The organism is Phyllobacterium sp. 628 (genome assembly GCF_014189505.1).
Lineage (GTDB): Bacteria > Pseudomonadota > Alphaproteobacteria > Rhizobiales > Rhizobiaceae > Phyllobacterium.
On the sequence record NZ_CP050303.1, the window covers coordinates 414,784 to 436,359 of the forward strand.

Below are 21,576 nucleotides of genomic sequence, written 5' to 3' on the forward strand. Positions count from 1 at the left end.
ATGACTGCCTTCACAACCCGCCCGGAAATTCTTGGAACATTTGGTGTTGTCACCTCAACCCATTGGATCGCCACAGCAGTGGGCATGAGCATCCTGGAAAAAGGCGGCAATGCCTTCGACGCCGCTGTGGCAACCGGCATGGTCCTCCAAGTGGTGGAACCACATCTGAATGGCGCAGGCGGCGACATGCCCGCTATCATCTATTCAAAGAAGAACGACAAGGTAGAGGTCATCTGTGCGCAGGGACCGGCACCCGCAGGTGCAACCATCGATCATTACAAACGCGAAGGACTTGATCTCATTCCCGGTGACGGGCTGCTCGCGACAGTGATACCCGGTGCCTTCGATGGCTGGATGCTGATGCTGCGCGACTATGGCACGCTGTCTGTCCGCGATATTCTGGAGCCGGCCATCTACTACGCTGAGAATGGTCATCCCATGTTGCCGCGCGTAGCTGCGACAATCAGCGGGCTCGGCGAATTCTTCCGCAAGGAATGGCCTACATCGTTTGAGACGTGGCTGCCCGGAGGGATAGCACCAGCACCGCACAGCAATTTCAAAAATCCTGTATTGGCAGAAACGTGGAAAAAGATCGTCGCGCAATCTGAAAGCAAGAAGGTGCGTGAAGACCAGATCGACGCCGCGCGCGATGCCTTCTATCGCGGCTTTGTTGCTGAAGCGATTGCTAATTACGTCAAATTCGCTGAAGTCATGGATGCCAGTGGTCAACGTCACAAGGCCGTGTTGACCGCCGATGACATGGCGAACTGGCGTGCCACAATCGAAACGCCGCAAACCTATGACTATCATGGCTGGACCGTCGCCAAGACCGGGCCATGGGGTCAGGGTCCGGCATTGCTGCAATCGCTCGCTCTGCTGAAAGGCTTCGATATAGCGGCCATGGACCCGAATGGTGCTGAATTCATTCATACGGTCGTGGAAGCAATGAAGTTGAGCTATGCGGATCGGGAGGTCTATTACGGCGATCCCAATTTTTCCAATATTCCAATCGATCACCTGCTTTCGGACACCTACAACCATGAGCGGCGCAAGCTTATGGGCTCGACCGCCTCGAAAACGCTTCAGCCCGGCAAAATTCCGGGTTTCGAAGCGCAGTATGATCTGACCATGCAGATGTTAGGCGGTATGAGCAGCGGTGTTGTGTACGAGCCGACAATGTCGCACCTGTCGGAAAAGCGCGGCGACACCGTGCATATCGATGTGATCGATCGTGAAGGAAACATGGTTTCCGTCACGCCATCCGGCGGCTGGCTGCAATCATCACCGATTATTCCGGGACTTGGCTTCTGCCTGAATTCCCGTGCTCAGATGTTCTGGCTGCAGGAGGGATTGCCAACGTCGCTTGCCCCCGGCAAACGGCCGCGTACAACCCTCACACCCACCCTGGCGCTTTTCGAAGGCAGGCCCACCATGGCTTTCGGTACACCCGGCGGGGATCAGCAGGATCAATGGCAATTGCCGTTCTTTCTGCGGCATGTTCATCACGGGCTCAATCTTCAGGAAGCGATCGATAGCCCGCTATTTCACACCGCGCATTTCCCCAGTTCGTTCTATCCGCGTACAAGCGAACCGGGAAACATCACCGTCGAAACCAGTGTCGGCAAAGACGTGCTGGAAGCCCTGCGGCTGAAAGGTCATGACATCACTCCCGCCGATCCTTGGACAGTTGGCCGCCTGACCGCAGCCCGACGTGAACCAAGTGGGTTTTTGCGTGCGGCTGCCACGCCCCGGCTGATGCAAGCCTATGCGATCGGACGGTAGCAGAACAATGGCAAACCCTATGACGGCTAGCAATCCAGTTCCCGATATTGCCGGTATGAAACCCATTCTTTCCGTTGAAGGATTGACGACTTCATTTCTTGTCGACGGTGAATGGAAAAGTGTCGTGCGCGATGTCTCCTTCGACGTTATGCCGGGCGAGACCGTTGCGATTGTAGGTGAGTCCGGCTCGGGAAAAAGTGTCACGTCCCTTTCCATCATGCGGCTGCTGGCCAAGGCGACAAGCCGCATCGAAGGCAAGATCAGCTTGAATGGAAAAAATCTCCTGCAACTCTCCGACAGACAGATGCGGGATGTACGCGGCAATGATGTCGCGATGATCTTTCAGGAACCCATGACCAGCCTCAATCCGATATTCACGATCGGACGGCAAATATCCGAAGCACTGACCTGTCACAGCAGCCTTTCGCCCGTCGAGGCGCGCGCCGAGACGATCCGCCTGCTGGAGAAAGTGCGCATTCCCAACGCGTCTTCTCGTTTCGACGAATATCCGCACCAGTTCTCCGGCGGCATGCGCCAGCGCGTGATGATTGCCATGGCGCTTGCCAGCCGGCCGAAGCTGCTGATTGCCGACGAGCCAACCACGGCGCTTGATGTGACAATTCAAGGCCAAATTCTTGACTTGATAAAAGTGCTGCAGGAAGAGGAAGGTATGGCCGTGCTCTTCATCACGCACGATATGGGTGTGGTTGCCGAAGTCGCGGATCGAACAATCGTCATGTACCGCGGTGAAGCCGTCGAAAGTGGCTCAACCGATGACGTGTTCCATCGGGGTCAACACCCCTATACGCGCGCTTTGCTTTCCGCTGTACCGCGCCTTGGCTCGATGATGGATCAGCATTGGCCGTTGCGATTTCCTATCGTTGACATCAAGACCGGTCAATCGAGCATACCAACTGAGGTTGCCGACACGGTGGATAAACGCAAGACACCGATCCTTGAGGTCAAAAATCTGACTACGCGCTTTGATATCCGCTCCGGTCTGTTTGGACGCAAATCCGGCGCCATTCACGCCGTGGAAAACATTTCGTTCGATCTCGCACAGGGAGAGACGCTGTCGCTTGTCGGAGAGTCCGGTTGCGGAAAATCGACAACTGGCCGCTCGATCACGCGGCTGGTGCAACCCACCAGTGGCGAGGTTGTTCTCGACGGTTACAATGTGTTGACGCTGGACCCGACAGCCTTGCGCAATATGCGCAAAAGCATCCAGATGATCTTTCAAGACCCGTTTGCCAGCCTCAACCCGCGTATGAGCGTCGGTGCCACCATTTCCGAACCGTTCATTGTCCACAAACTCGGCACCCACAAACAGGCGCAAGACAAGGCCGTGGACCTGTTGGAACGGGTTGGTCTGAGCGCTGACATGCTGAGACGCTACCCGCATGAATTTTCCGGCGGCCAGCGGCAACGCATTGCCATTGCCCGCGCTCTTTCTCTCGATCCGAAAGTCATCGTGGCAGATGAGTCTGTGTCGGCGCTGGATGTTTCCATCAAGGCACAGGTCGTCAACCTGCTTCTTGATCTCCAGGAAAATTTCAATCTGGCGTTTCTGTTTATTTCACATGATATGGCGGTGGTGGAGCGCGTCAGCCATCGTGTTGCCGTCATGTATCTGGGTGAGATTGTGGAAATTGGCCCGCGTGCAGCGGTGTTCGACAGTCCGCAGCACGCCTATACCAAGACATTGATGGCCGCCGTACCTGTCCCTGATCCCGCGCGACGCTCAATGAAACGGAATGTTGCTGTTAATGAGCTGAAAAGCCCCGTTCGCCCGGTCGGATATGTGCCGCCGGTGCGTGACTACAAAGAAGTGAGCAAAGGGCATTTCGTGCAAATCTGACGTGCCGGGAGAGCCACGCCTCGCGTTTGCGGCATCGAAGAAGAAGCTTCTGCAACCAGCCAATACTTTAAGATGCTCGATCAATTATTGACCGCATAAACAATTACGGCGAGGGCAACAAAGCCCTCGCCGTAAAAATCAGTCTTACGCTGCTACCGAGATATCGGTATCGAACGGAACAGACGCAATCGTCTTCAAAATCTGCGAAGCGATCTGGTATGGGTCGCCCTGTGAATTTGGACGGCGGTCTTCCAGATAGCCGCGATAGCCGTTGTTGACGAAGCTATGCGGGACGCGGATCGACGCGCCGCGATCAGCAATGCCATAGCTGAAAGCATGAATGGACTGAGTTTCATGCTTGCCGGTCAGACGCATGTGATTGTCCGGACCGTAAACAGCGATATGATCTGCGCGTGCTTCTTCGAAAGCGCCCATCAGTGCTTCGAAATATTCCTTGCCGCCAGTCTCACGCATATAGCCAGTGGAGAAGTTGGCGTGCATGCCTGAGCCGTTCCAGTCGGTGTCGCCGAGCGGCTTGCAATGATATTCAACGTCGATGCCGTACTTTTCTGTCAGGCGCTGCAACAGGTAACGAGCCAGCCAGATTTCGTCGGCGGCTTTACGTGAACCCTTGCCGAAAATCTGGAATTCCCACTGACCTTTTGCCACTTCGGCATTGATGCCTTCGTGGTTCAGACCGGCAGCGAGGCAAATGTCGAGATGTTCTTCAACGATCTTGCGCGCAACATCGCCGACATTGCTATAGCCAACGCCGGTATAATAAGGGCCCTGGGGCGCTGGATAACCGGCATCCGGGAAGCCTAGCGGGCGGCCATTCTTGTAGAAGAAATATTCCTGTTCGAAACCGAACCATGCATTCTCGTCATCGAGAATGGTTGCGCGGGTGTTTGACGGATGCGGGGTCTTGCCATCAGGCATCATGACTTCGCACATGACCAGAGCGCCGTTTGTGCGCTCACTGTCAGGATAAATCGCAACCGGCTTCAATACGCAATCGGAGCTTCTGCCCTCGGCCTGCATTGTCGAGCTGCCATCAAAGCCCCACAGAGGAAGCTGCTCGAGTTCCGGAAAACTGTCGAATTCCTTGATCTGGGTTTTTCCGCGGAGATTTGGAACCGGTGTATATCCATCCAGCCAAATGTACTCGAGCTTATATTTTGTCATTTTAAACCTTCCCTGTTTTGTGGTGCAGCATCAGGTAAACTTGGGATTTCCTGCGCAAAATGGTTTGCCAGCTACGGCTAACTTTCAGATATGCATTTATCGTGCCAATTTCGTGCAAGCGCGGAAGAACAGAACTTTTCCAGCTTCCCTGTGGAAAACCGCTGATGAAAAGACAAGCTGATAAGTCTTCAAAAATGTCGGATTAAGAGCAATGAAGATGGAAATTTGTCGTAAAAAGACAAACCCAAAGAAGAGTTGAAAAACCGGATATGACGGGATGTCGCAGAGAAATTTTACCTAATACTTTCAGACACCTGGGAAGAACGTTGCGATTGAGATGACCATAACCGCAACATTTTTTGCACAAGATGCGACCAAAAAATAATCACACTGAACTCAAATTGGGCATGACGTTAAAAAGGCGGTGCCGTTGACCCATAGAGAACCGGCATCAATCCGGCCAATGCCTTAAATCGTTCCCAGGATTTGGCTTCCGGCTGCGTCCATCCAGTTTCGGCCAGAGCGGAAATGCGCGGGAAAACCAGCCGGTCGAACACACCGCGATCGGTCATCGGCTCGGACCATATACAGGTCTGAACACCAAGGAAGCGCTTCTTCTGTGTTGTGCTCCAGCCTTCCACGGGATCGAAATTATAAAGCTTTTCCGGCTCCGACCAGCCGGCCCATCCAGCACCCGGCTCCGACCAGTCCGGGCTATTGGCCATGTCGAGATAGTAAACCTGGCCCGGACAGACGACGATGTCGTAGCCCTCAGTTGCCAGCTCCGCGCAGATCTCTACGGTGTGCCAGCCGTTGAGATAGCAGTGCGCCTTATCGATGCCACCGCCAACCGCTGCTTCCTGCCATGCGCCGGTCATGCGACCCCGCGCCGTGAGAGATGCCTGCACACGCCGCAGGAAATCAGCCTGAAGAACGGCAGATGTATCGCCGCCCAGTTCGGCAAGACGTGCCTTTGCCTGCGGCGAACCGGTCCAGGCATCGGCGGGAACCTCATCTGCGCCAACATGGATTGTTTGCGAGGGAAACAGCTCAAGCAACTCGTCCAGCAGCGTTTCAACAAACTCGTAGGTTTCGTCACGTGCCGGATTCAGGCAATTGTTGGGAAAATCCTGAATGGAGAAATACGCGCCGGTTTCCTGCGGATCGCGCAACCATGGCAGCGATTGCAGCACCGCATAGCAATGGCCGGGCATATCGATTTCAGGCACGACATCAATTCCCAGGTCACCGGCAAGAGCAACAATCTCACGCACCGCCGTCTTGGTGTAATAGCCACCTGTGGGTTGCGGACCAGATCCCAGCAGTGGCGGGATCGGCAAACCATGTCCGCGCCATGCGCCTACTGAGACAAGTTCGGGATAGGCATCAATCTCCACGCGCCACGCCTCATCGTCCGAAAGGTGCCAATGGAACCGGTTGAGTTTGTTCCATGCAAGAATATGCAGAAATTGGCTGATCTCGGCCGAACCATAGAATTGCCGCGCTACGTCGAGGTGCGTGCCGCGCCAGCGCATGGACGGTTCATCGCGGATTTCGCCTTCAAGAGGGAACAGGAAGGTTTGAGGATAATGCCGTGCACCACGCAGGATTTGACCAAGTGTGATCAGACCGTACAGAAGCCCCGAGCGCGTGCTGGCACTAAGATGAACTGGATCGCTCGAAAAGCGGATCGCATAGGCCTCCGGTTTAAAACCATCTGCAATGGCAATCTTCACCGGCAGGCCGCCTTCCGCCACGGATCGCGCAATTCCTTCAACGGGGAATAAGGCCTGCACAAGTCCGCCAAATGTTTTCGCGACAGCATCGGCATCATCGCCTTCCGGCAACAGGGCCAAACCTTGCGGCACAGCGCGGCGGCCTGAAATTGCGACCGTATGCGGCCATGGCACCACCGACAACGGAACTTCAACATGTGCTGGAACCGGATAAATCTCCGCGCCACGCTTCAACGGTCCATTGTCGCCAGCAGAACGGGTTGCTTCTACGGCCACCATTGCAGTCGAACCATCGACGAGTGCGAGATAGGCTGCATTGGCACCGTCAGTCCAATGACGCAGAGGATAGCTCAAGCCGCGTGCGGTGATGGTCCACGAAGACTTTGGCTGCAGCACGAAACCATCCGGCGGAGCAAGCTGTGAATGGTTGGAGAGCTTGGCGGCAAGCGTTCCTCCTTCCACCGTCGAGGATGCATCAATGCGTCCCGGACCACTGACGCAAAGTCTGAAGTCGCTGATGGGTTCGTTCGAAAGATTTGTCAGCGTCAGCGAATAGGAAAGCGGTTCATTTTCTGTCGCCGGGTGCCACGTGGTTGCCAGCAGGAATGCGCGTTGCGATGTCATGGATGATCTTTCGGGGGTTCAATCGGGATATCTGAGCAAACCGGCAAAAATGCCGGGCGTGGAATCGGCAATCGGCGTGGCGCCGACGGCACGGACATAGAAATCGATGGGCCCGACATCACCGATTGCAGCGTATCCGTAGCCTTGCGTGCGCATATCGAGAAGACAGGCAAGCAACAGGCTATGACCCACACCAGCGCCTCTAAAGGCTTCGCTCACGCCCGTTGGTCCGAAGAAGCCACGGGCAATTGCATCGTAACAGGCAAAGCCGACGGGCTTTCCGTCTCTCACAGCAATGAAACAGGATGGCGGTTGGCGTGAGCATGCAATCGTGGCTTCGCTGGCCCAGCCGGGGCCAAACTCCTGCTTGATCCAATCCGTGACGATGCCGAGTTCTGGCGCAAGCACCCGGCGGACCAAAATGCCCGCATCGGCCAGCCGCTGGTCGAGCTCCGGCTTGGATTCAAGAGCATAAAGCCTGACAAGCAGATCCATTGTGTTTCCTCCCCGAGTTCAATCAACCGGCATCGCCCGGTTGGCGGACGAAATGGTTGGGACCAACCTTTTCAACCCCATCGGATGCGGGCCGGGAAAGCCGGCGGATTTCTTCGGCATGCGCCAGGAACCGCGCACTTTCACCCGGCACAAACGGCTGGTACGGATCCGGCACGGCGGAAAGCAAAAGCTTCGTGTAGGGATGGCGCGGATCGGTGATCACCGCATTGGTATCGCCCCACTCAACCATCTGCCCGGCAAACATCACCACAATTTCCTCTGCCACGTGAGCAGCCATTGCGATATCGTGCGTAATATAGAGCAGCGCCAGATTGCGCTCGCGCTTGATCCGCGAAAGCAATTCGAGAATCCCCAGCCGGATCGAGACATCCAGCATCGATGTGGGTTCGTCCGCAATCAGTACTTCCGGTTGCACGGCCAGCGCACGGGCAATATTCACCCGCTGCCGCTGCCCGCCGGACAATTCGTGCGGGAATTTGTGCGCCGTCAAAATGGGATCAAGCCCGACGCTTTCCAGCAGTGCATCCACGCCATCGGCAGCCCCCGAGCGGCCCTTGACATGGCCATGCAGTTTCAGCGGTCTGACCAGATGGTGTGCTATCGAGAAAACCGGATTGAGCGAAGCAAAGGGATCCTGAAAGACCATCTGCACCGCTCGGCGGTAGGCCCGCTCCTGTGCCGCAGATCCCGTCGCGGTAACATTGGCACCACGGAAAAGCATGTCGCCCGATGTTGGCTGATCCATGCGGGCAATGATACGGGCACAGGTGGTTTTCCCGCAACCGGACTCGCCCACAAGCGCCAGCGCCCGGCCGGGAACCAGCGAAAAGGAGACACCGCGCAGAGCCTGAACCAGACCAAAGGATCGTGTGATTCCGTCGAGCGCAATCACAGGCGACGCGTTGACGGTTTTTGCCTGTGTCAGATCGGGGATCGCATTCATGCTGGGCTCTCTTCCCTGTGTTCAATCGATGGCAAGCTCGGAATCGCGCTCCACAATCGCCGCGTGTAATCATGAACAGGCGCACGGCTCACCTGACGCACTTCCCCGACCTCCACCAGTTCCCCCTTCAGCATGACCCCGATACGGTGGCAAATCTGGGCCATCAGATGCAGGTCGTGGGTGATAAACAGCACTGAGAAACCATGGCTCTTTTGCAGATCAACCACCTGCTCCAGAATTTCCCGCTGAACCACCACATCCAATGCCGTTGTCGGCTCATCCATGATGATCAATTCAGGACTGAGCGCGAGACAGATGGCGATGACGATGCGCTGCCGCATGCCGCCACTGAATTGGTACGGATAGTTCGAGAGCCGGTCGACAGGAATGCCGACAAGCCGAAACATCTCTTCAGCCCGTGCTCGCGATTTTTCACGCGAGGCTCCGGTATGGCGATGCAGAACATCATAGAACTGGGCCTCGACGCGCATGAGCGGATTCAGCGAATTCATGGCGCTTTGAAACACCATGCCAATGCGCCGCCAGCGAACACTTTGCAGCGCTCGTTCCGGCATTCTGAGCAGATCCTGCCCGTCGAGCAATATCTCGCCTCCGGCCACCCATGCGGGTGGCTTGGCGAGCCGCGTGATTGCATAGGCAATCGTGCTTTTGCCGCGACCGGATTCACCGGCCAGACCAAACAACTCGCCCCGGCCGATGTCGAAGGACACGTCCTTCACCGCGTTGAAAACACCTTTGTCGAGGAGGTAATCCACACTGAGATTGCGAACCTGCAGAAGCGCATCACTCATTGTCCCGCCTCCAGACTGCGCATGCGCAAACGGTTGAGCCGCAACCAGCGGCGTAATGCCGGACCGGAGCGCAATTGCGGATTGGCGATTTCGTCAAAGGTGAAATTGAGAAGCGAAAGGCCAAGCCCGACAAGCACGATGCCAGCACAGGGCACCGCAATGTCCCACCATGCGCCGACGATAATAGCCGATGAATTCTGGGCGTTGTACAGCATGGTGCCCCACGTCACATTCAGGGGATCGCCAAAGCCAAGATATTCCAGCGTCGTCTGGGCGACAATGGCATAGATGATACTGCCGACCAGATTGAGTGCGATCAGTGGCAAGAGATTGGGCAGGATTTCGACAAAGACAATCCGCCAGTTGGGCTCTCCAACCATGCGGGCAGCGACGACAAATTCACGATTGCGTAAAGCCAGCGTTTGCGAGCGTGTCATGCGGGCACCCCATGGCCATGAAGTGAAGGCAATGATCGTCATGATGGCAATCGGGCCAACAGTGCCGGCAAACGAGGCTAGCAAGATCAGGAGCGGTATATTGGGAATAACCAGAACTGCATTGGTCAGCAGATCAAGCGTGTTATCAATGCGGCCGCCAAAATAGCCGCCAGCGAGACCAATCAAGGTGCCAAGCACGGTGATGAATATGCCCGTGGCAAAACCGACCGCGAGGGATGACCGGGCTCCCCAGACAAACTGGCTGAAGACATCACGGCCCATCTTGGTTGTGCCCATCACATGCTCGATTGTAGGCGGCTGATGCGAGCGCCCAACACGGGCGGCCGGATCGTTGGGTGCGATGATGGGAGCGAACAGCGCCATCAGGCAAAGCGCGATGACAATCACCAAGCCGACGACTGCCTTCTTTTGCCGCAGCAAGAGTTTTATTCCGGAGTTCATGCGCGTGTCTCCCCAATACGGGGGTCGATAACGCCATAGATGAGATCGACCAGAAGGTTGGCGCCGAGCGTTGCCAGTGTCATAAGCAGGAGCTGCCCCTGAATAACCGGGTAATCCCGCGCTACACTTGCAGTGTAGAGCGTGAGGCCAAGGCCAGGATAATTAAAGACTATTTCAGTGACGATCGACCCACCGAACACGGCACCAAGCATCAGAGCAAGATTGGTCAGGACAGGGAGCATGGCGTTGCGGGCAGCATAACCAAACATGACGGCGGTCTCGCTCAATCCCTTGGCGCGGCCCATGGTGACATAGTCCTCGCCCAGCACGGAGATCATGCTCGTGCGCATCGTGGTTTGAAACTCGCCAATGAGATAGGGCGACAGCGTCAGCACTGGCATGATCACATGCAGGAACACACTGCCAAAGAATGTGAAATTCAGCCCCGGATCGAGATTGGGATTGTACGCGTATCCCACCGGAAACCACCGAAGCGCCACGCCGAACGTGAAGAGGGTAGCCACCGCGATGACAACCGGAGGAACCGCAATCATCATAATGGAAAAGGGCGAGATGAATGAATCGAACCGCCCGCCCCGGCGCCAGGCTGCCACCGCGCCCAGAGTAACGCCGATGCAAAGCGAAAATACGATCGCTGTGATGACCAGAAACGCGGTCCACCCCGCCGAACGACCAAGCACTTCAACCACCGTTTGCGGATAGTATTTCACCGACACCCCGAGATCGAGCGTGGCGAGCCCTTTCAGATAGTCAAAGAACTGTTCCCATATTGGTTGCTCAACCACGCCGAAACGGGCCTTGATCGCTTCAATGGCCGCAGGTGTGGCGCGCGGACCAAGCTGTGCGATCATCCCATCGACCGGACTCCCCGGCATCAGCCGGGGAACAAGAAAATTGACGACGATAGCAAACAGAAACGCTACGCCGTAAATGGCGAGCCGGTGCAGGGGAAGCCGCATCAGCCCGCATCTCCGCCAGCCTTTTCATCTGTTGGACGCAGGCGCAAAAGATGGATGAGCCGCATCCGGTTGTTTTCATGGTCTTCGGGGTTCATTGCCGGGTCTTCTTTTGAAACCCAGCCCGTAAACCGCTTGGTGGAATATTGATACCAGGTCGGGCCGTTGAAAAGCGGCACGACCGGGAAATTATCAGCAACAATCAGTTGGACCTGATTAAAGATCGTCTTGCGAGCGTCGTCGCTCGTAGCCTTGCGGTAGTCGTTGAAAGCTTTATCGAGATCGGGATTGGAATACCGTGACGGCGCGCCAGTGATACGGCCGCCAAACGCGGTTGACAGTGACTGATAATAACCACGGAAGGGCGTGGGGCCATCGGCACGCGAGTTGATCAGCGTATCGAAATTCCCCTCAACAATCTGCTTGCCCCATTGTTCATACTCCGGTGTCGCAACGGAAGCATTGATCCCCGCCTTACGCAGACCTTCTGCAACGATTTGCACCGCATCGATCCAGTCCGTCCAGCCGTTCGGAGCCATGATTGAAAAGGCGATCGGCTCGCCCTTTGGCGTTGTGCGGAAGCCATCGGCGCCCTTCTTATAGCCCGCATCGTCAAGCAGTTTGTTTGCCTTGTCGACGTCATAAGTCATCCACTCATTCTGGGCTTTTTCGGCTTCCGGATTGCGCCAGCCTTCAAAACGCGGGGGAAGACCGCTCGCATGCAGATTGACAACGGGATAGCCGAACCCGGCAATATCAACCATGGCGGTTCTATCCATGACCAGGCTGACTGCACGGCGGAATGCAATGTCATTGAACGCGGCGGCATTTCCAGGTTTTGTCGTCTTCAAATTCATCTGGAATGCGACTGTTTCAGCCGGCGGCTGCCAATAATGATTATGCTTCTCATCAAGTGAAACATAGGTCTTGTCGATTTCGGGGAGGAATGAACCGAACCAGTCCATCTGGCCTTCCGGCAGCGTTGCCAGCATCTGGTCGTTACCGGAAATTTGCAGCAGTTTCAGGCAATCGACTTTCAACGAGGCAGCATCCCAATAATTCGGATTGCGACATTGCTCGTAAACCTGCGGGGTAAAGCGGCGGATTTCCGTCATCGGCCCGGAACCAACCGGCTTTTCATTCTTGAAGGTGAGCGGATCAGCGATGTCTTTCCAGATATGTTCCGGCACAACAGGCAGGTCGGACAGTGATTCCGGAAAATGCGTATCGACATCTTTGAGGGTCATTTTGACTTCCGTTGCCGATGGGGCTTCGACCGAAGCAACACTGTCGGCTACACCGACAAAATCCAGCGCCGGGTTCTTGCGCATCAGGTCGATGGTAAATTTGACGTCAAATGCGGTGAGCGGTTTGCCGTCCGACCACTTTACGCCGTCACGAATGGTGTAAGTGATCGACTTTAGGTCGTCGGCAAATTTGAATGCTGTCGCCAGACGATAGACGGGTTTGCCGCCATCCAGTTCATTGAAAATTACCAGCGGCTCATAAATGAAATCCAACGTGCTCTGGCGGCGGCCGCCAACATCAAACGGGTTGAAATTCTGCACCCAGCTTGTCTGTTCTTCGATGTGCATGGTGAGGAGTGCTTCAGCGGAAGCGGTGCTCACACTTATCAATGAAGTGGAAGCAATGAGTGCCAGGCCAAGAGTGGTGGCAGGGAAAAGTCGGGTCAATCGAGCGGCAGGCGAGAGTCGGCGTGTTACGGCATTCGAAACTGCGGTCATGTCTATTCCCCATTTTTGGATTGTTGGCGTTCCGTCCCTTTAGGTCAATCAATTTGATTTAATGCTAGTCGGGGAAATAACGGCTTGTCAACTGCCGCAATTTTGCCACATACCAATTCAGCCAATGGTATGGTGATTGCGCAGTTTCAGAAAAAACGGACGTTCGGAATTCACTTTTTTACGGTGAAAACGCTTGGTATCGGGAATCTATTTCAAGGGTCCGGGGAAGCCCTATTGCAGAATCGCCGCAAGCTCAGAAGAGTTGGGAAATGCGGCACGCGTCCCGACTTTTGAGACCGTGATCGCTGCTGATTGTGCCGCATGTTCGAGAGCCTTTTGATCAAGGCGGCAACCGCGTAACAGAGATGATGCCAGAGCGGCAGACATGAACGTATCCCCAGCGCCTGTGGTATCGACAACTTCGCCGGCACATGCCGCCACAGCAACGGTTCCTTGGCTGTTTACCAGCATGGCACCGTCACCACCCAGCGTCAGAACAACATCCTGAACACCTTGGCGCAACAGATATTCCGCAGCCGCTTCACCTGTTGTGCCTGTCAAAGCCTGCGCTTCGCCGCGATTGAGAACCACAACATCAACAAACTGCCATAGGTCCGAGAAAAACGGACGCAGGGGCGACGGATTGAATGCCGTGGTCATCCCAAGCGATTTGGCAAATTGCAGCGTTTCGCGCGTGGTCTGGTGCGAAAGATTCCCCTGCAAGATGGCAAGATCACCGGGCTCTGCACTCCGCAAAACCGGCATGATGTGGGCGTAGCTTAAATTCTGCGCGGACTCGGTTGTTGTAACGATGGCGTTTTCGCCGCCCGGCAACCGGAATATGAGAGACATGTCGCTCGAAATGCCGTCTATCGCGATCAACTCGCTGACAAGAGGTTCGGTCAGCAGATGATGGCGGATTGTATCCGCCCTCGCGTCTTTCCCCACCGGAGCCACCAGCGTTGTCGCAACGCCGCATCGCGCCATAACCACCGCCTGATTGGTACCCTTGCCGCCGAGGTCGTGCGAACCCACCTGCCCCAGGATTGAAGCGCCTGATGACGGAAGCTCATCGACGACAATCATTTCATCAATAGTGATATTGCCGATCACATACGCGCGCATGCGTCTACCTTCGCAAAGTCAGAGATATGGCGCATCATGAAAATCGATCTCAAGCTGCATTGCATGGCCGAAGACTGCGCTTAGCCGTGCGCAGGCCGGTTCAGGAAGACCGCCCTCGCCGGCAAGATCAAGCTCGCGTTTGAGCCATAGTGCCTGTTCGGCAAAGCCTGCGCTGACATGCAGATCGACCCATTCCTTCAGGAGCGGATCGCTAATGTGACATGCCGAGGCTTCTTTCGACCAGGTCCAATACATCCATTCTGCAGCGAACATGGCAGCGACCACGTCGAGAAAGGCACCTTCGCTGGCAATGCAAAGCATACCCGAGCGGAAAGCTTTAACCGGAGGAATGTCCACATCAAAGGACGATGGATCAATACCCCGGCCCGCAAACGACCTTTCGAAATAGCTAATCTGTTCATTTGCCAATGCATCAAGCACAGCGATAAGCCAGCGCTTTTGCTCCATGGTTTGCGCTGTTGCGGCGGCATAGGCGAAGATAGAAATCGCCGTATCGACAAAAGCTCCTTCGTAGACGAGGTAACGCTCGAACGCGGTTTTGCTCAGCGTGTCGTTCTTGATGTCCTTGACGAAACGATGATCGAGCATCGTCTGAAACACCGCTGCATTGTCGCGAAGGATTCGATCGGAGAGACTTTCAGCGGCCATTTGATTAGTTCTCCAGCCCGGCTTCCGCTGCAGCGCGAAATGCCTTGACGCGTTCAATGTCCACCGCATTCCACCAGACACCACCATGTTTGAGCGAGGAGGCGACGATCACGCCATTCGTCCGGCTGAGGATTTCTACAATGTTGTCCTTGGTAACACCTGACCCAACAAGCAGGGGAAGATGGGTTGCAGAACCGATTTCATCGATCTCTTCCATCGTTGCGCTGTTGCCTGTGCGCTGCCCGGTGGCAATGACGCCGTCCGCATCAAAGAACGCCAGATCGCGCGTCAGTTCCTCGATCGTACGGTCAGCGACGATTGCGTGGCTGCCATGTTTGACATGGCTGTCGGCAAACACCTTGATGTGCTCCGCCCGCAACATCGAGCGATAGCGCATCGCCTCGGCGGCACGCCCCTCCATGAAGCCTTCATTGGCGACATAAGCGTTGGCCCATTGATTGACGCGGATGAACTTGGCGCCGCCAGCCATGGCAATAGCAAAAGCCGGGATAGGTGCATTGGCAAGGACATTGATGCCAAGCGGAATGCCGATGGCCCTTGCGATACGGTCTGTCACCACGGACATAAAGCCGGTTGTTTCAGGACCAATATCATCAGGTTTCGAGAAGGGAATGTCGCCATGATTTTCGATGACCAGCCCATGCAGACCGCCTTCGACACAGGCTTCGGCATCACGCATACAAGCGTCATAAATCGTGTCCATATCAGCGCCCCGATATCTCGGGGAACCAGGAAAAGCCGGGCAATGGATCATTCCAATGAGTACTTTGTTGGTACCGAATATCTCTTGCACGGCATTGGATTCACGATCCGATATTGCTTGCATGTCTTTCCCTTTCCAGAACACTTTATGTGGCACGCGATTGAATGATCGCGTGCCTTATCAACCGGTTATGTCAGGCACTTCACCTTAGCTGCGCGTCAGCCAGCTCAGGATATTTTTCCAGAGCTTGCCGTAGCCTTCCCATTCGCAGAATGCTGGTGACAGCCAGTGCGGGCCGATGTCCGATGTCCATGCGGCAGTGTTGCCCTTGCCATAACGTCCGAGGACCAGCAGCGGATGCCCGCCCTGATCGTCCGGCAGCCGTGCAATGACTTCGACGTCGTCGCGTTCGCGAACCTCGACTTCATTGACGCCGAGAAGCAATGGCCATTCACCGCCCAATCCGGCCATGACAGGATGATCAGGCATCTCGATTTTGGCGGTTGATCCCTCAGGGATCTCTACGCGGTCGTCATAGGGGAGGCACGTTACCGGCAGCACGTCTTCCACCGCAGTCCGCCGCCAGCGCGCCTTGCCATCGATACCTTGAAACGAGAAATAGCCGCCAACCATCAGGAGTGCGCCGCCCTTCTCCACCCACGCCTTGATTAGCTTGAGGCGATTGGGAACGGTACGGGAATGCAGCCAGACATCCGGTGGCAACAGCAGGGAGTTTGCGCCAATATCGGACAGGATGATGACGTCATAGACGTCCAGCCCAGCCATTTCATAAGGGAATTTCTCAACCGCTTCGTGGGCAGGCATGTAGGTCAGTTCGAACTCACTGCCGGCCAGTGCTTTAACCAAAGGTTCTGCGCCAAGATGAAACGTGACACTGCCGAACTGATCAAAACCTTTATAGTGCGTTGCGGAACTCACCCAGCTCTCGCCGACGAGAAGTACTTTCTTTGTCATAGGCTTACCATTCTTTCTTCAATTCTAGATAAAGAGTTTGCGTCAAATCCGGGCGTCAAAAACTGCACGCGGATTGGCTCGCATCATTTGATCGAGAGCCGTTTCATCGAGACCATGGCGTTTGAGGCGTGGCAGAAAATGACGCAGGACATAGGCGTAACCATTGCCGCCGTAACGGGTCAGCATCATTTTGAGAAACACGTCGTGTGAGAGGAGCACCCGGTTGAGATGACCGGCATCCGCAAGCCGGACAATCGCGCGTGCTGCGTCTTCGTCGCTCGGACATTGCACCTGCTGATCCGCATAGAAAAAATCCATGCCGATCATATCGTACTCGAGGAATGCACCCCGCGCGGCAAGCTCACTTTGATAGGTGAAGTCAGCATGTGACGGGTTCATATGGCACAGAACCGTATGCCGCAGATTGGCACCCTCCTGCGCCACGATATCGAGCACACGATGGCCGAGCCTGAACCAGCCAGGCAGATGCACCATCAGCGGCAAGCCGGTTCGCACCTGAGCTTGCGCTGCACCACGTAGTGACTTTTCTTCTTCGGCGGTGAAGTCTGAAGACACGCCGATTTCGCCAATCAGCCCGATTTTCACATCCGTGCCGTCAACGCCTTGCACGGCCTCGCGAACGATTTCCGTCGCAATATCTTCGACAGTCATTGCCGCAACTTCAGCGGGATGCGAGGAGCCCAGATAGTATCCTGCTCCCATCACAACGTTGAGGCTTGACGCCTTGGCGATACGCCTGAGAGCCAGCGGGTTGCGGCCGATACCCCGGCATGTAGGCTCCACCACCGTCTGGCCGCCTTCATTGGCAAAGGCCCTTAATTCTGTGATCGCCAGCGGTTCGTCATCAAGCGTGATGTTGTGCTTGTTGACGAAGGGGTCCTGCTTCAATTCGCCCAATATCTCGATGCAGACAAAGCCCCCAGCGAGATATTGCCGTTCCGGTGTTTTTGGCGCGTGCCACCAACAGCGGCAATCGTTCAGAATATGCTCGTGCATCAATGTGATACCGAGCTTTTCTGAGGCGATGGGTCCGTTGACCGTCATGACCTTGCCGGAGTGAATATGAGTTTCTGAAAGATCGTTGCTCATGGCACTTAGCCCTTCCTGCCGAAGCGGAAGTTTGCCGTGAAAATCCGGGTGTTCAGCCAGATGGCAATCAGGATAATCGCGCCGGTAACGATCTGGGTGAAGAACGGCGAGATATGCATGAGGATCAGACCGTTGCCGATGACCGCAATGGTAAAGGTGCCAAGAACCGTTCCGATGATTGTCCCCCGGCCGCCCATGAGCGATGTTCCACCCAGAACGACAGCAGCGATCACCTGCAATTCAAAACCAACAGCGGCATTGGATGAACCGGAACCCAACCGCGCTGCAATCAGCAACCCGGCCACAGCACATGCCACACCTGAGATCACATATACGGATGCAATGATCCATTTGGCTGGCATGCCGACACGCCGCGCCGCTTCCATATTGGAGCCGACAGCAACCACCTGACGGCCATACTTTGTCGATTTCATCGCGACATAACCGAGAACGGAAATCACAATTGCGATGATGGCCGGCACCGGAAAGCCGGCGACAACACCGCGACCCAGCGCGAAGAAGCCGGGCGCGTCCTGAATGGGAATCGAATATCCCTGCGTGAGATAGAGGGCAAAACCGCGCAGGATCGACAGACCTGCCAGCGTCACGATGAACGCCGGAATGCCCTGATAGGCTATGAACCAGCCTTGGGCAAATCCAAGACCGCCGCCCAAAACAATCATCGCGACGACAACGAGCGGCCACGGATAGCCCATCGCCATAACGACGGCAGCAACCGCATTGATAAGGGCAACCTGAGAGCCCACCGAAAGATCGATCCCGCCTGTGATGATGACAAATGTCATGGCGATGGCAACGATCAGAATCGGAGCTGCCTGCCGCACGATATTGAGGATATTCCCCGAGGTGAGAAACGTCTCGCTGCCGATGGAAAAGAAGATCATGCAGGCGGCGAAGAAAATAGCGATCGAGAGAACCTGCGCATGTTCGCCGAAGAAATCGGCGACGCGCGATCCGTGACCACGTTCTGTATAAACAGTCATTGTCTGGCTCCTTCACCGACAATCAGTTTCACAAGGTCTTCAAGATTGGTGCCGCCAATCTGCCGCTCGGCGACTTTCGTGCCTTCGTACATGACAGCGATCCGGTCGCAGACCCGGAACAGATCCTGCAAACGATGCGTGATAAGAATAACCGAAACGCCTTGCACCTTGACCCTATTGATCAGATTCAACACGGCTTCCACTTCGGCAACAGCAAGCGCAGACGTGGGCTCGTCCATGATCAGGACTTTAGGCTTGAAGGAAGCAGCACGAGCGATAGCAATGGCCTGACGCTGTCCGCCTGAAAGTTGCGCTACCTTGCCTGTAAGCTTGGGTATGCGGATTTCAAGTGAATCCAGCATCTTGCGGGCTTCGGCCAACATTGTTCTGCTGTCGAGAAACATGCCCTTGCTGATCTCGCGGCCCAGAAAGAGATTGCCAACGACATCGATCTGATCGCAAAGGCTCAAATCTTGAAAGACCATTTCGATATGCCTGTTGCGCGCATCGGCAGGACCGGAAAGACGAACTTCTTCACCCTCGATCGTCATCGTGCCACCGTCGGGAATATAGGTTCCCGAGATGATTTTCGTCAGCGTGGATTTACCCGCCGCGTTGTCGCCGACCAGCCCAAGACACTCTCCCGGGAAAATATCCAGATCGACACCGCGCAATGCCTGATGCGAGCCAAAAGATTTACGGATGCCACGCAGGGAGATACGCGGACTCGAACGTGTACTGCCGGATGCCCCATCTCCGGAGGGTGTAATCCCTCCGGAGTGAGCGGCCGCAGATACTTGCTGGCCGTTCTCAATCATTTGAAGACAGCCCGGTATGGATCGACATTGGCCTTGGTAACAATGGTGATCGGCACAGCGATGTTCTTTTCAACGGCCTGACCGGCAGATACTTTCTGCAGTGCATTGACGGCAGCAGCTCCCATCGCAGACGGGTCCTGCTGAACGACGGCTGCGACAAATCCCGCGTCGATGCCGGCAATGGCTTCGGCCGTCAGATCCCAGCCGAACACTTTGATCGTGTCCTGCTTGCCCTGACTCTGAACAGCGGCGATAGCACCCATCAGTGCCGGTTCACCGGTCGCATAGATTGCTGTCAGGTCCGGATTGCCGGTGATCAGGTTCTCAGCAGCCGACAACGCATTGTCCTGAACGTTCTGTCCGTCGACAACACCGGCAATGACAATACCGTCCGTGCCTTTGATCGTCTTTTCAAAACCTTCCTGACGGACATTCTGAATGTAGGAATTCAAGGCACCAACAACGCCGATCTTCGCCTTGCCGCCCATATTGGCTTTCACGAAATCGAGAAAGAATTTACCCATATCAGCGCCGGCTTTGGCATTGTCCACGCCGATCTGCGCCTTCTGCGGACCTTCCGGCAGGATAGCGTCGATGGCTACAACCGGAATGCCGGCATCTGCCGCCTGCTTGACCGCAGGCATCAATCCATTCACGTCAATGGCAACAACAGCAAGCCCGGAAACCTTTTCCTGAATATAGGTCTCAATCGCACTGTTCTGTGCTGTCGGCTCATTGTTGGAATTGAAAATTACCAGCTTCACACCGGCAGCATCGGCGGCCTTCTGCGCACCCTGATTCATCTGGTTAAAGAAAAGCGCCTGCTGGTTGATCTGTACCAGCGCGATTGTCTTTTTCTCCTGTGCCACCGCGCTTGAAACAACACAGCTCAATGCGGTGAAACCTGCCAGCGCGATCATCATTCTTCTTGTTGTATTCAAAGTCATGTTCTCATCCTCTGTTGATTTTTTTACCGTCACTTGTTTGTTATTTCGCGGGCGGAGCAACGGAGTTCCGCACCACGATTTCAACGGGCAAAAGCTCTTCCGAGGCGGAAGGTTTCCACTCTTGCCAATTCGTTTCCAGAAGCAGTTCCAAAGCCCGGCTGCCAAGCTGCCGGACGGGCTGACGAATGACCGTCAATGGCGGCGCAAAGAGGTGCAGCGGCCCGACATCATCGAAGCCAACCATCGACACGTCATCAGGAACCGACACACCCTGATCCTTGAAAACCTCCAGCAAGCCAATGGCAATTTCATCGGAACTGGCAAAAATCGCCGTGGCCCCATGGCGTTCTTCAAGAAAGCGCAGGGCAGCCTCCCGGCCATAATCAACGGTATATTCGCCGGCGTAGCGGTCCACCCGGGCCAAACCAGCCGTCCGCTCCCGCAGAGCCCTCGCCAAACCATCATAACGGCGCCGGGCACTGATCATGCGCTCGTCGCCACCGACGAAAAGCACATGCATATGCCCATGCTCGGCGAGATGAACACCCGCAAGGTATCCACCATGATCATTGTCGCAGAAGAGCTTTGGCGCTTTTGATCCCGGAATATCTTCATCGACGACGACGACTTTACTCGAACGGTTGATGAGATTGGCAAGAGTGCCGTCATCCGGGTGGTTGGTGATGAAGATCAAACCGTCGACGTGATTGCGCTCGATCAGTTGCAGGTATTCCACTTCACGACCCGCGCGGTTGAGCGTTGCATGGAGCGAGACGGCAAGCTTCTTCGTATCGGCCGCCTGCTCTACTGCCGCAACAAAGGTCGAGAAGAACGGATTGGCAATTTCGGGAACCACCAGACCGATTGTGTCCGAACGCCCCATGCTGAGACGGCGCGCATGCGGGTTTGGAATATAGTTGAGCGACTTGATCGCATCTTCGATGCGCTTTTTCGTATGATAGGGCAGATCAAGGCTGCCGTTCACAAGCCGCGAGACGGTTGTCACCGACACCCCGGCAGCGGAAGCAACATCTTTCAAACTTGGCATTGTTCTTTTGGTCAAGTTCGTTCCCATTTTTGTAAAGCGCTTTACTAAACCGCTTTACAAAAAGAATATCACTTGGGCC

Annotated in this window: 19 protein-coding genes; 2 read left to right on the plus strand and 17 right to left on the minus strand. The window is 55.4% G+C overall.

Features of this window, described 5'->3' with window-relative positions:
- Both HB779_RS24450 and HB779_RS24455 read left to right on the plus strand, forming a co-directional pair.
- The gene (locus HB779_RS24450) at positions 1-1,782 is read left to right on the plus strand and encodes a gamma-glutamyltransferase family protein (RefSeq protein ID WP_188346496.1); all 1,782 of its coding nucleotides are present in this window, start codon (positions 1-3) and stop codon (positions 1,780-1,782) included.
- Between the two features lie 19 nt (positions 1,783-1,801).
- Complete coding sequence (locus tag HB779_RS24455) at positions 1,802-3,640, plus strand: ABC transporter ATP-binding protein (RefSeq protein WP_244642889.1); 1,839 nt, start codon at positions 1,802-1,804, stop codon at positions 3,638-3,640.
- A gap of 144 nt (positions 3,641-3,784) precedes the next feature.
- On the opposite strand, the gene HB779_RS24460 is transcribed toward HB779_RS24455, so the two are convergent.
- The 17 genes from HB779_RS24460 to HB779_RS24540 all read right to left on the minus strand — a co-directional run bounded on the left by HB779_RS24460 (position 3,785) and on the right by HB779_RS24540 (position 21,512).
- Positions 3,785-4,825 (minus strand): glutamine synthetase beta-grasp domain-containing protein, encoded by a 1,041-nt coding sequence (locus HB779_RS24460; RefSeq protein ID WP_188346497.1) that lies wholly within the window; start codon positions 4,823-4,825, stop codon positions 3,785-3,787.
- A gap of 413 nt (positions 4,826-5,238) precedes the next feature.
- The gene (locus HB779_RS24465; RefSeq protein WP_188346498.1) at positions 5,239-7,185 is read right to left on the minus strand and encodes a beta-N-acetylhexosaminidase; all 1,947 of its coding nucleotides are present in this window, start codon (positions 7,183-7,185) and stop codon (positions 5,239-5,241) included.
- An 18-nt stretch (positions 7,186-7,203) separates the two neighbouring features.
- The gene (locus HB779_RS24470; protein WP_188346499.1) at positions 7,204-7,680 is read right to left on the minus strand and encodes a GNAT family N-acetyltransferase; all 477 of its coding nucleotides are present in this window, start codon (positions 7,678-7,680) and stop codon (positions 7,204-7,206) included.
- Positions 7,681-7,702: 22 nt separating this feature from the next.
- The gene (locus HB779_RS24475; protein WP_188346500.1) at positions 7,703-8,644 is read right to left on the minus strand and encodes an ABC transporter ATP-binding protein; all 942 of its coding nucleotides are present in this window, start codon (positions 8,642-8,644) and stop codon (positions 7,703-7,705) included.
- Entirely contained in the window at positions 8,641-9,456 is an 816-nt protein-coding gene (locus tag HB779_RS24480; RefSeq protein WP_188346501.1) for an ABC transporter ATP-binding protein, read from the minus strand. Before HB779_RS24480 ends, HB779_RS24475 begins: the two co-directional genes overlap by 4 nt.
- Positions 9,453-10,355: an ABC transporter permease gene (locus tag HB779_RS24485; RefSeq protein WP_188346502.1), complete on the minus strand. Its 903-nt coding sequence runs from the start codon at positions 10,353-10,355 to the stop codon at positions 9,453-9,455. Before HB779_RS24485 ends, HB779_RS24480 begins: the two co-directional genes overlap by 4 nt.
- Positions 10,352-11,335, minus strand: coding sequence for an ABC transporter permease (locus HB779_RS24490; protein WP_188346503.1), 984 nt, complete (start codon positions 11,333-11,335; stop codon positions 10,352-10,354). Before HB779_RS24490 ends, HB779_RS24485 begins: the two co-directional genes overlap by 4 nt.
- Positions 11,335-13,077, minus strand: a complete 1,743-nt coding sequence (locus tag HB779_RS24495; protein WP_188346504.1) for an ABC transporter substrate-binding protein — start codon at positions 13,075-13,077, stop codon at positions 11,335-11,337. The genes HB779_RS24490 and HB779_RS24495 overlap by 1 nt, the downstream gene beginning before the upstream one ends.
- 231 nt (positions 13,078-13,308) lie before the next feature.
- Positions 13,309-14,202: a ribokinase gene (locus HB779_RS24500; RefSeq protein WP_188346505.1), complete on the minus strand. Its 894-nt coding sequence runs from the start codon at positions 14,200-14,202 to the stop codon at positions 13,309-13,311.
- Positions 14,203-14,220: 18 nt separating this feature from the next.
- A complete protein-coding gene (locus tag HB779_RS24505) occupies positions 14,221-14,871 on the minus strand; it encodes a TenA family protein (protein WP_188346506.1) in 651 nt (216 codons plus the stop codon).
- A gap of 4 nt (positions 14,872-14,875) precedes the next feature.
- The gene (locus HB779_RS24510; protein ID WP_188346507.1) at positions 14,876-15,718 is read right to left on the minus strand and encodes a BtpA/SgcQ family protein; all 843 of its coding nucleotides are present in this window, start codon (positions 15,716-15,718) and stop codon (positions 14,876-14,878) included.
- 84 nt (positions 15,719-15,802) lie between these two features.
- Positions 15,803-16,570: a glutamine amidotransferase gene (locus HB779_RS24515; protein ID WP_188346508.1), complete on the minus strand. Its 768-nt coding sequence runs from the start codon at positions 16,568-16,570 to the stop codon at positions 15,803-15,805.
- 42 nt (positions 16,571-16,612) lie between these two features.
- Positions 16,613-17,680, minus strand: a complete 1,068-nt coding sequence (locus tag HB779_RS24520; protein WP_188346509.1) for a phosphotriesterase — start codon at positions 17,678-17,680, stop codon at positions 16,613-16,615.
- Between the two features lie 5 nt (positions 17,681-17,685).
- Positions 17,686-18,684 carry an ABC transporter permease gene (locus HB779_RS24525; protein WP_188346510.1) on the minus strand — a complete coding sequence of 333 codons (999 nt, stop codon included), beginning with the start codon at positions 18,682-18,684 and terminating at the stop codon, positions 17,686-17,688.
- The gene (locus tag HB779_RS24530; RefSeq protein ID WP_188346511.1) at positions 18,681-19,502 is read right to left on the minus strand and encodes an ATP-binding cassette domain-containing protein; all 822 of its coding nucleotides are present in this window, start codon (positions 19,500-19,502) and stop codon (positions 18,681-18,683) included. Before HB779_RS24530 ends, HB779_RS24525 begins: the two co-directional genes overlap by 4 nt.
- Positions 19,499-20,449, minus strand: a complete 951-nt coding sequence (locus HB779_RS24535; RefSeq protein ID WP_188346512.1) for a substrate-binding domain-containing protein — start codon at positions 20,447-20,449, stop codon at positions 19,499-19,501. Before HB779_RS24535 ends, HB779_RS24530 begins: the two co-directional genes overlap by 4 nt.
- 40 nt (positions 20,450-20,489) lie before the next feature.
- Positions 20,490-21,512 (minus strand): LacI family DNA-binding transcriptional regulator, encoded by a 1,023-nt coding sequence (locus HB779_RS24540; protein ID WP_188346513.1) that lies wholly within the window; start codon positions 21,510-21,512, stop codon positions 20,490-20,492.
- Between the last annotated feature and the right edge of the window lie 64 nt (positions 21,513-21,576).

Bases quoted from the DNA above. Each gene is read 5' to 3' on its own strand.
- HB779_RS24520 (WP_188346509.1), bottom strand. From the start codon at position 17,680: ATGAGCAACGATCTTTCAGAAACTCATATTCACTCCGGCAAGGTCATG.
- HB779_RS24470 (WP_188346499.1), bottom strand. From the start codon at position 7,680: ATGGATCTGCTTGTCAGGCTTTATGCTCTTGAATCCAAGCCGGAGCTC.
- HB779_RS24475 (WP_188346500.1), bottom strand. From the start codon at position 8,644: ATGAATGCGATCCCCGATCTGACACAGGCAAAAACCGTCAACGCGTCG.
- HB779_RS24450 (WP_188346496.1), top strand. From the start codon at position 1: ATGACTGCCTTCACAACCCGCCCGGAAATTCTTGGAACATTTGGTGTT.
- HB779_RS24525 (WP_188346510.1), bottom strand. From the start codon at position 18,684: ATGACTGTTTATACAGAACGTGGTCACGGATCGCGCGTCGCCGATTTC.
- HB779_RS24505 (WP_188346506.1), bottom strand. From the start codon at position 14,871: ATGGCCGCTGAAAGTCTCTCCGATCGAATCCTTCGCGACAATGCAGCG.
- HB779_RS24515 (WP_188346508.1), bottom strand. From the start codon at position 16,570: ATGACAAAGAAAGTACTTCTCGTCGGCGAGAGCTGGGTGAGTTCCGCA.
- HB779_RS24465 (WP_188346498.1), bottom strand. From the start codon at position 7,185: ATGACATCGCAACGCGCATTCCTGCTGGCAACCACGTGGCACCCGGCG.
- HB779_RS24455 (WP_244642889.1), top strand. From the start codon at position 1,802: ATGACGGCTAGCAATCCAGTTCCCGATATTGCCGGTATGAAACCCATT.
- HB779_RS24460 (WP_188346497.1), bottom strand. From the start codon at position 4,825: ATGACAAAATATAAGCTCGAGTACATTTGGCTGGATGGATATACACCG.
- HB779_RS24490 (WP_188346503.1), bottom strand. From the start codon at position 11,335: ATGCGGCTTCCCCTGCACCGGCTCGCCATTTACGGCGTAGCGTTTCTG.
- HB779_RS24500 (WP_188346505.1), bottom strand. From the start codon at position 14,202: ATGCGCGCGTATGTGATCGGCAATATCACTATTGATGAAATGATTGTC.
- HB779_RS24535 (WP_188346512.1), bottom strand. From the start codon at position 20,449: ATGACTTTGAATACAACAAGAAGAATGATGATCGCGCTGGCAGGTTTC.
- HB779_RS24510 (WP_188346507.1), bottom strand. From the start codon at position 15,718: ATGCAAGCAATATCGGATCGTGAATCCAATGCCGTGCAAGAGATATTC.
- HB779_RS24480 (WP_188346501.1), bottom strand. From the start codon at position 9,456: ATGAGTGATGCGCTTCTGCAGGTTCGCAATCTCAGTGTGGATTACCTC.
- HB779_RS24530 (WP_188346511.1), bottom strand. From the start codon at position 19,502: ATGATTGAGAACGGCCAGCAAGTATCTGCGGCCGCTCACTCCGGAGGG.
- HB779_RS24495 (WP_188346504.1), bottom strand. From the start codon at position 13,077: ATGACCGCAGTTTCGAATGCCGTAACACGCCGACTCTCGCCTGCCGCT.
- HB779_RS24485 (WP_188346502.1), bottom strand. From the start codon at position 10,355: ATGAACTCCGGAATAAAACTCTTGCTGCGGCAAAAGAAGGCAGTCGTC.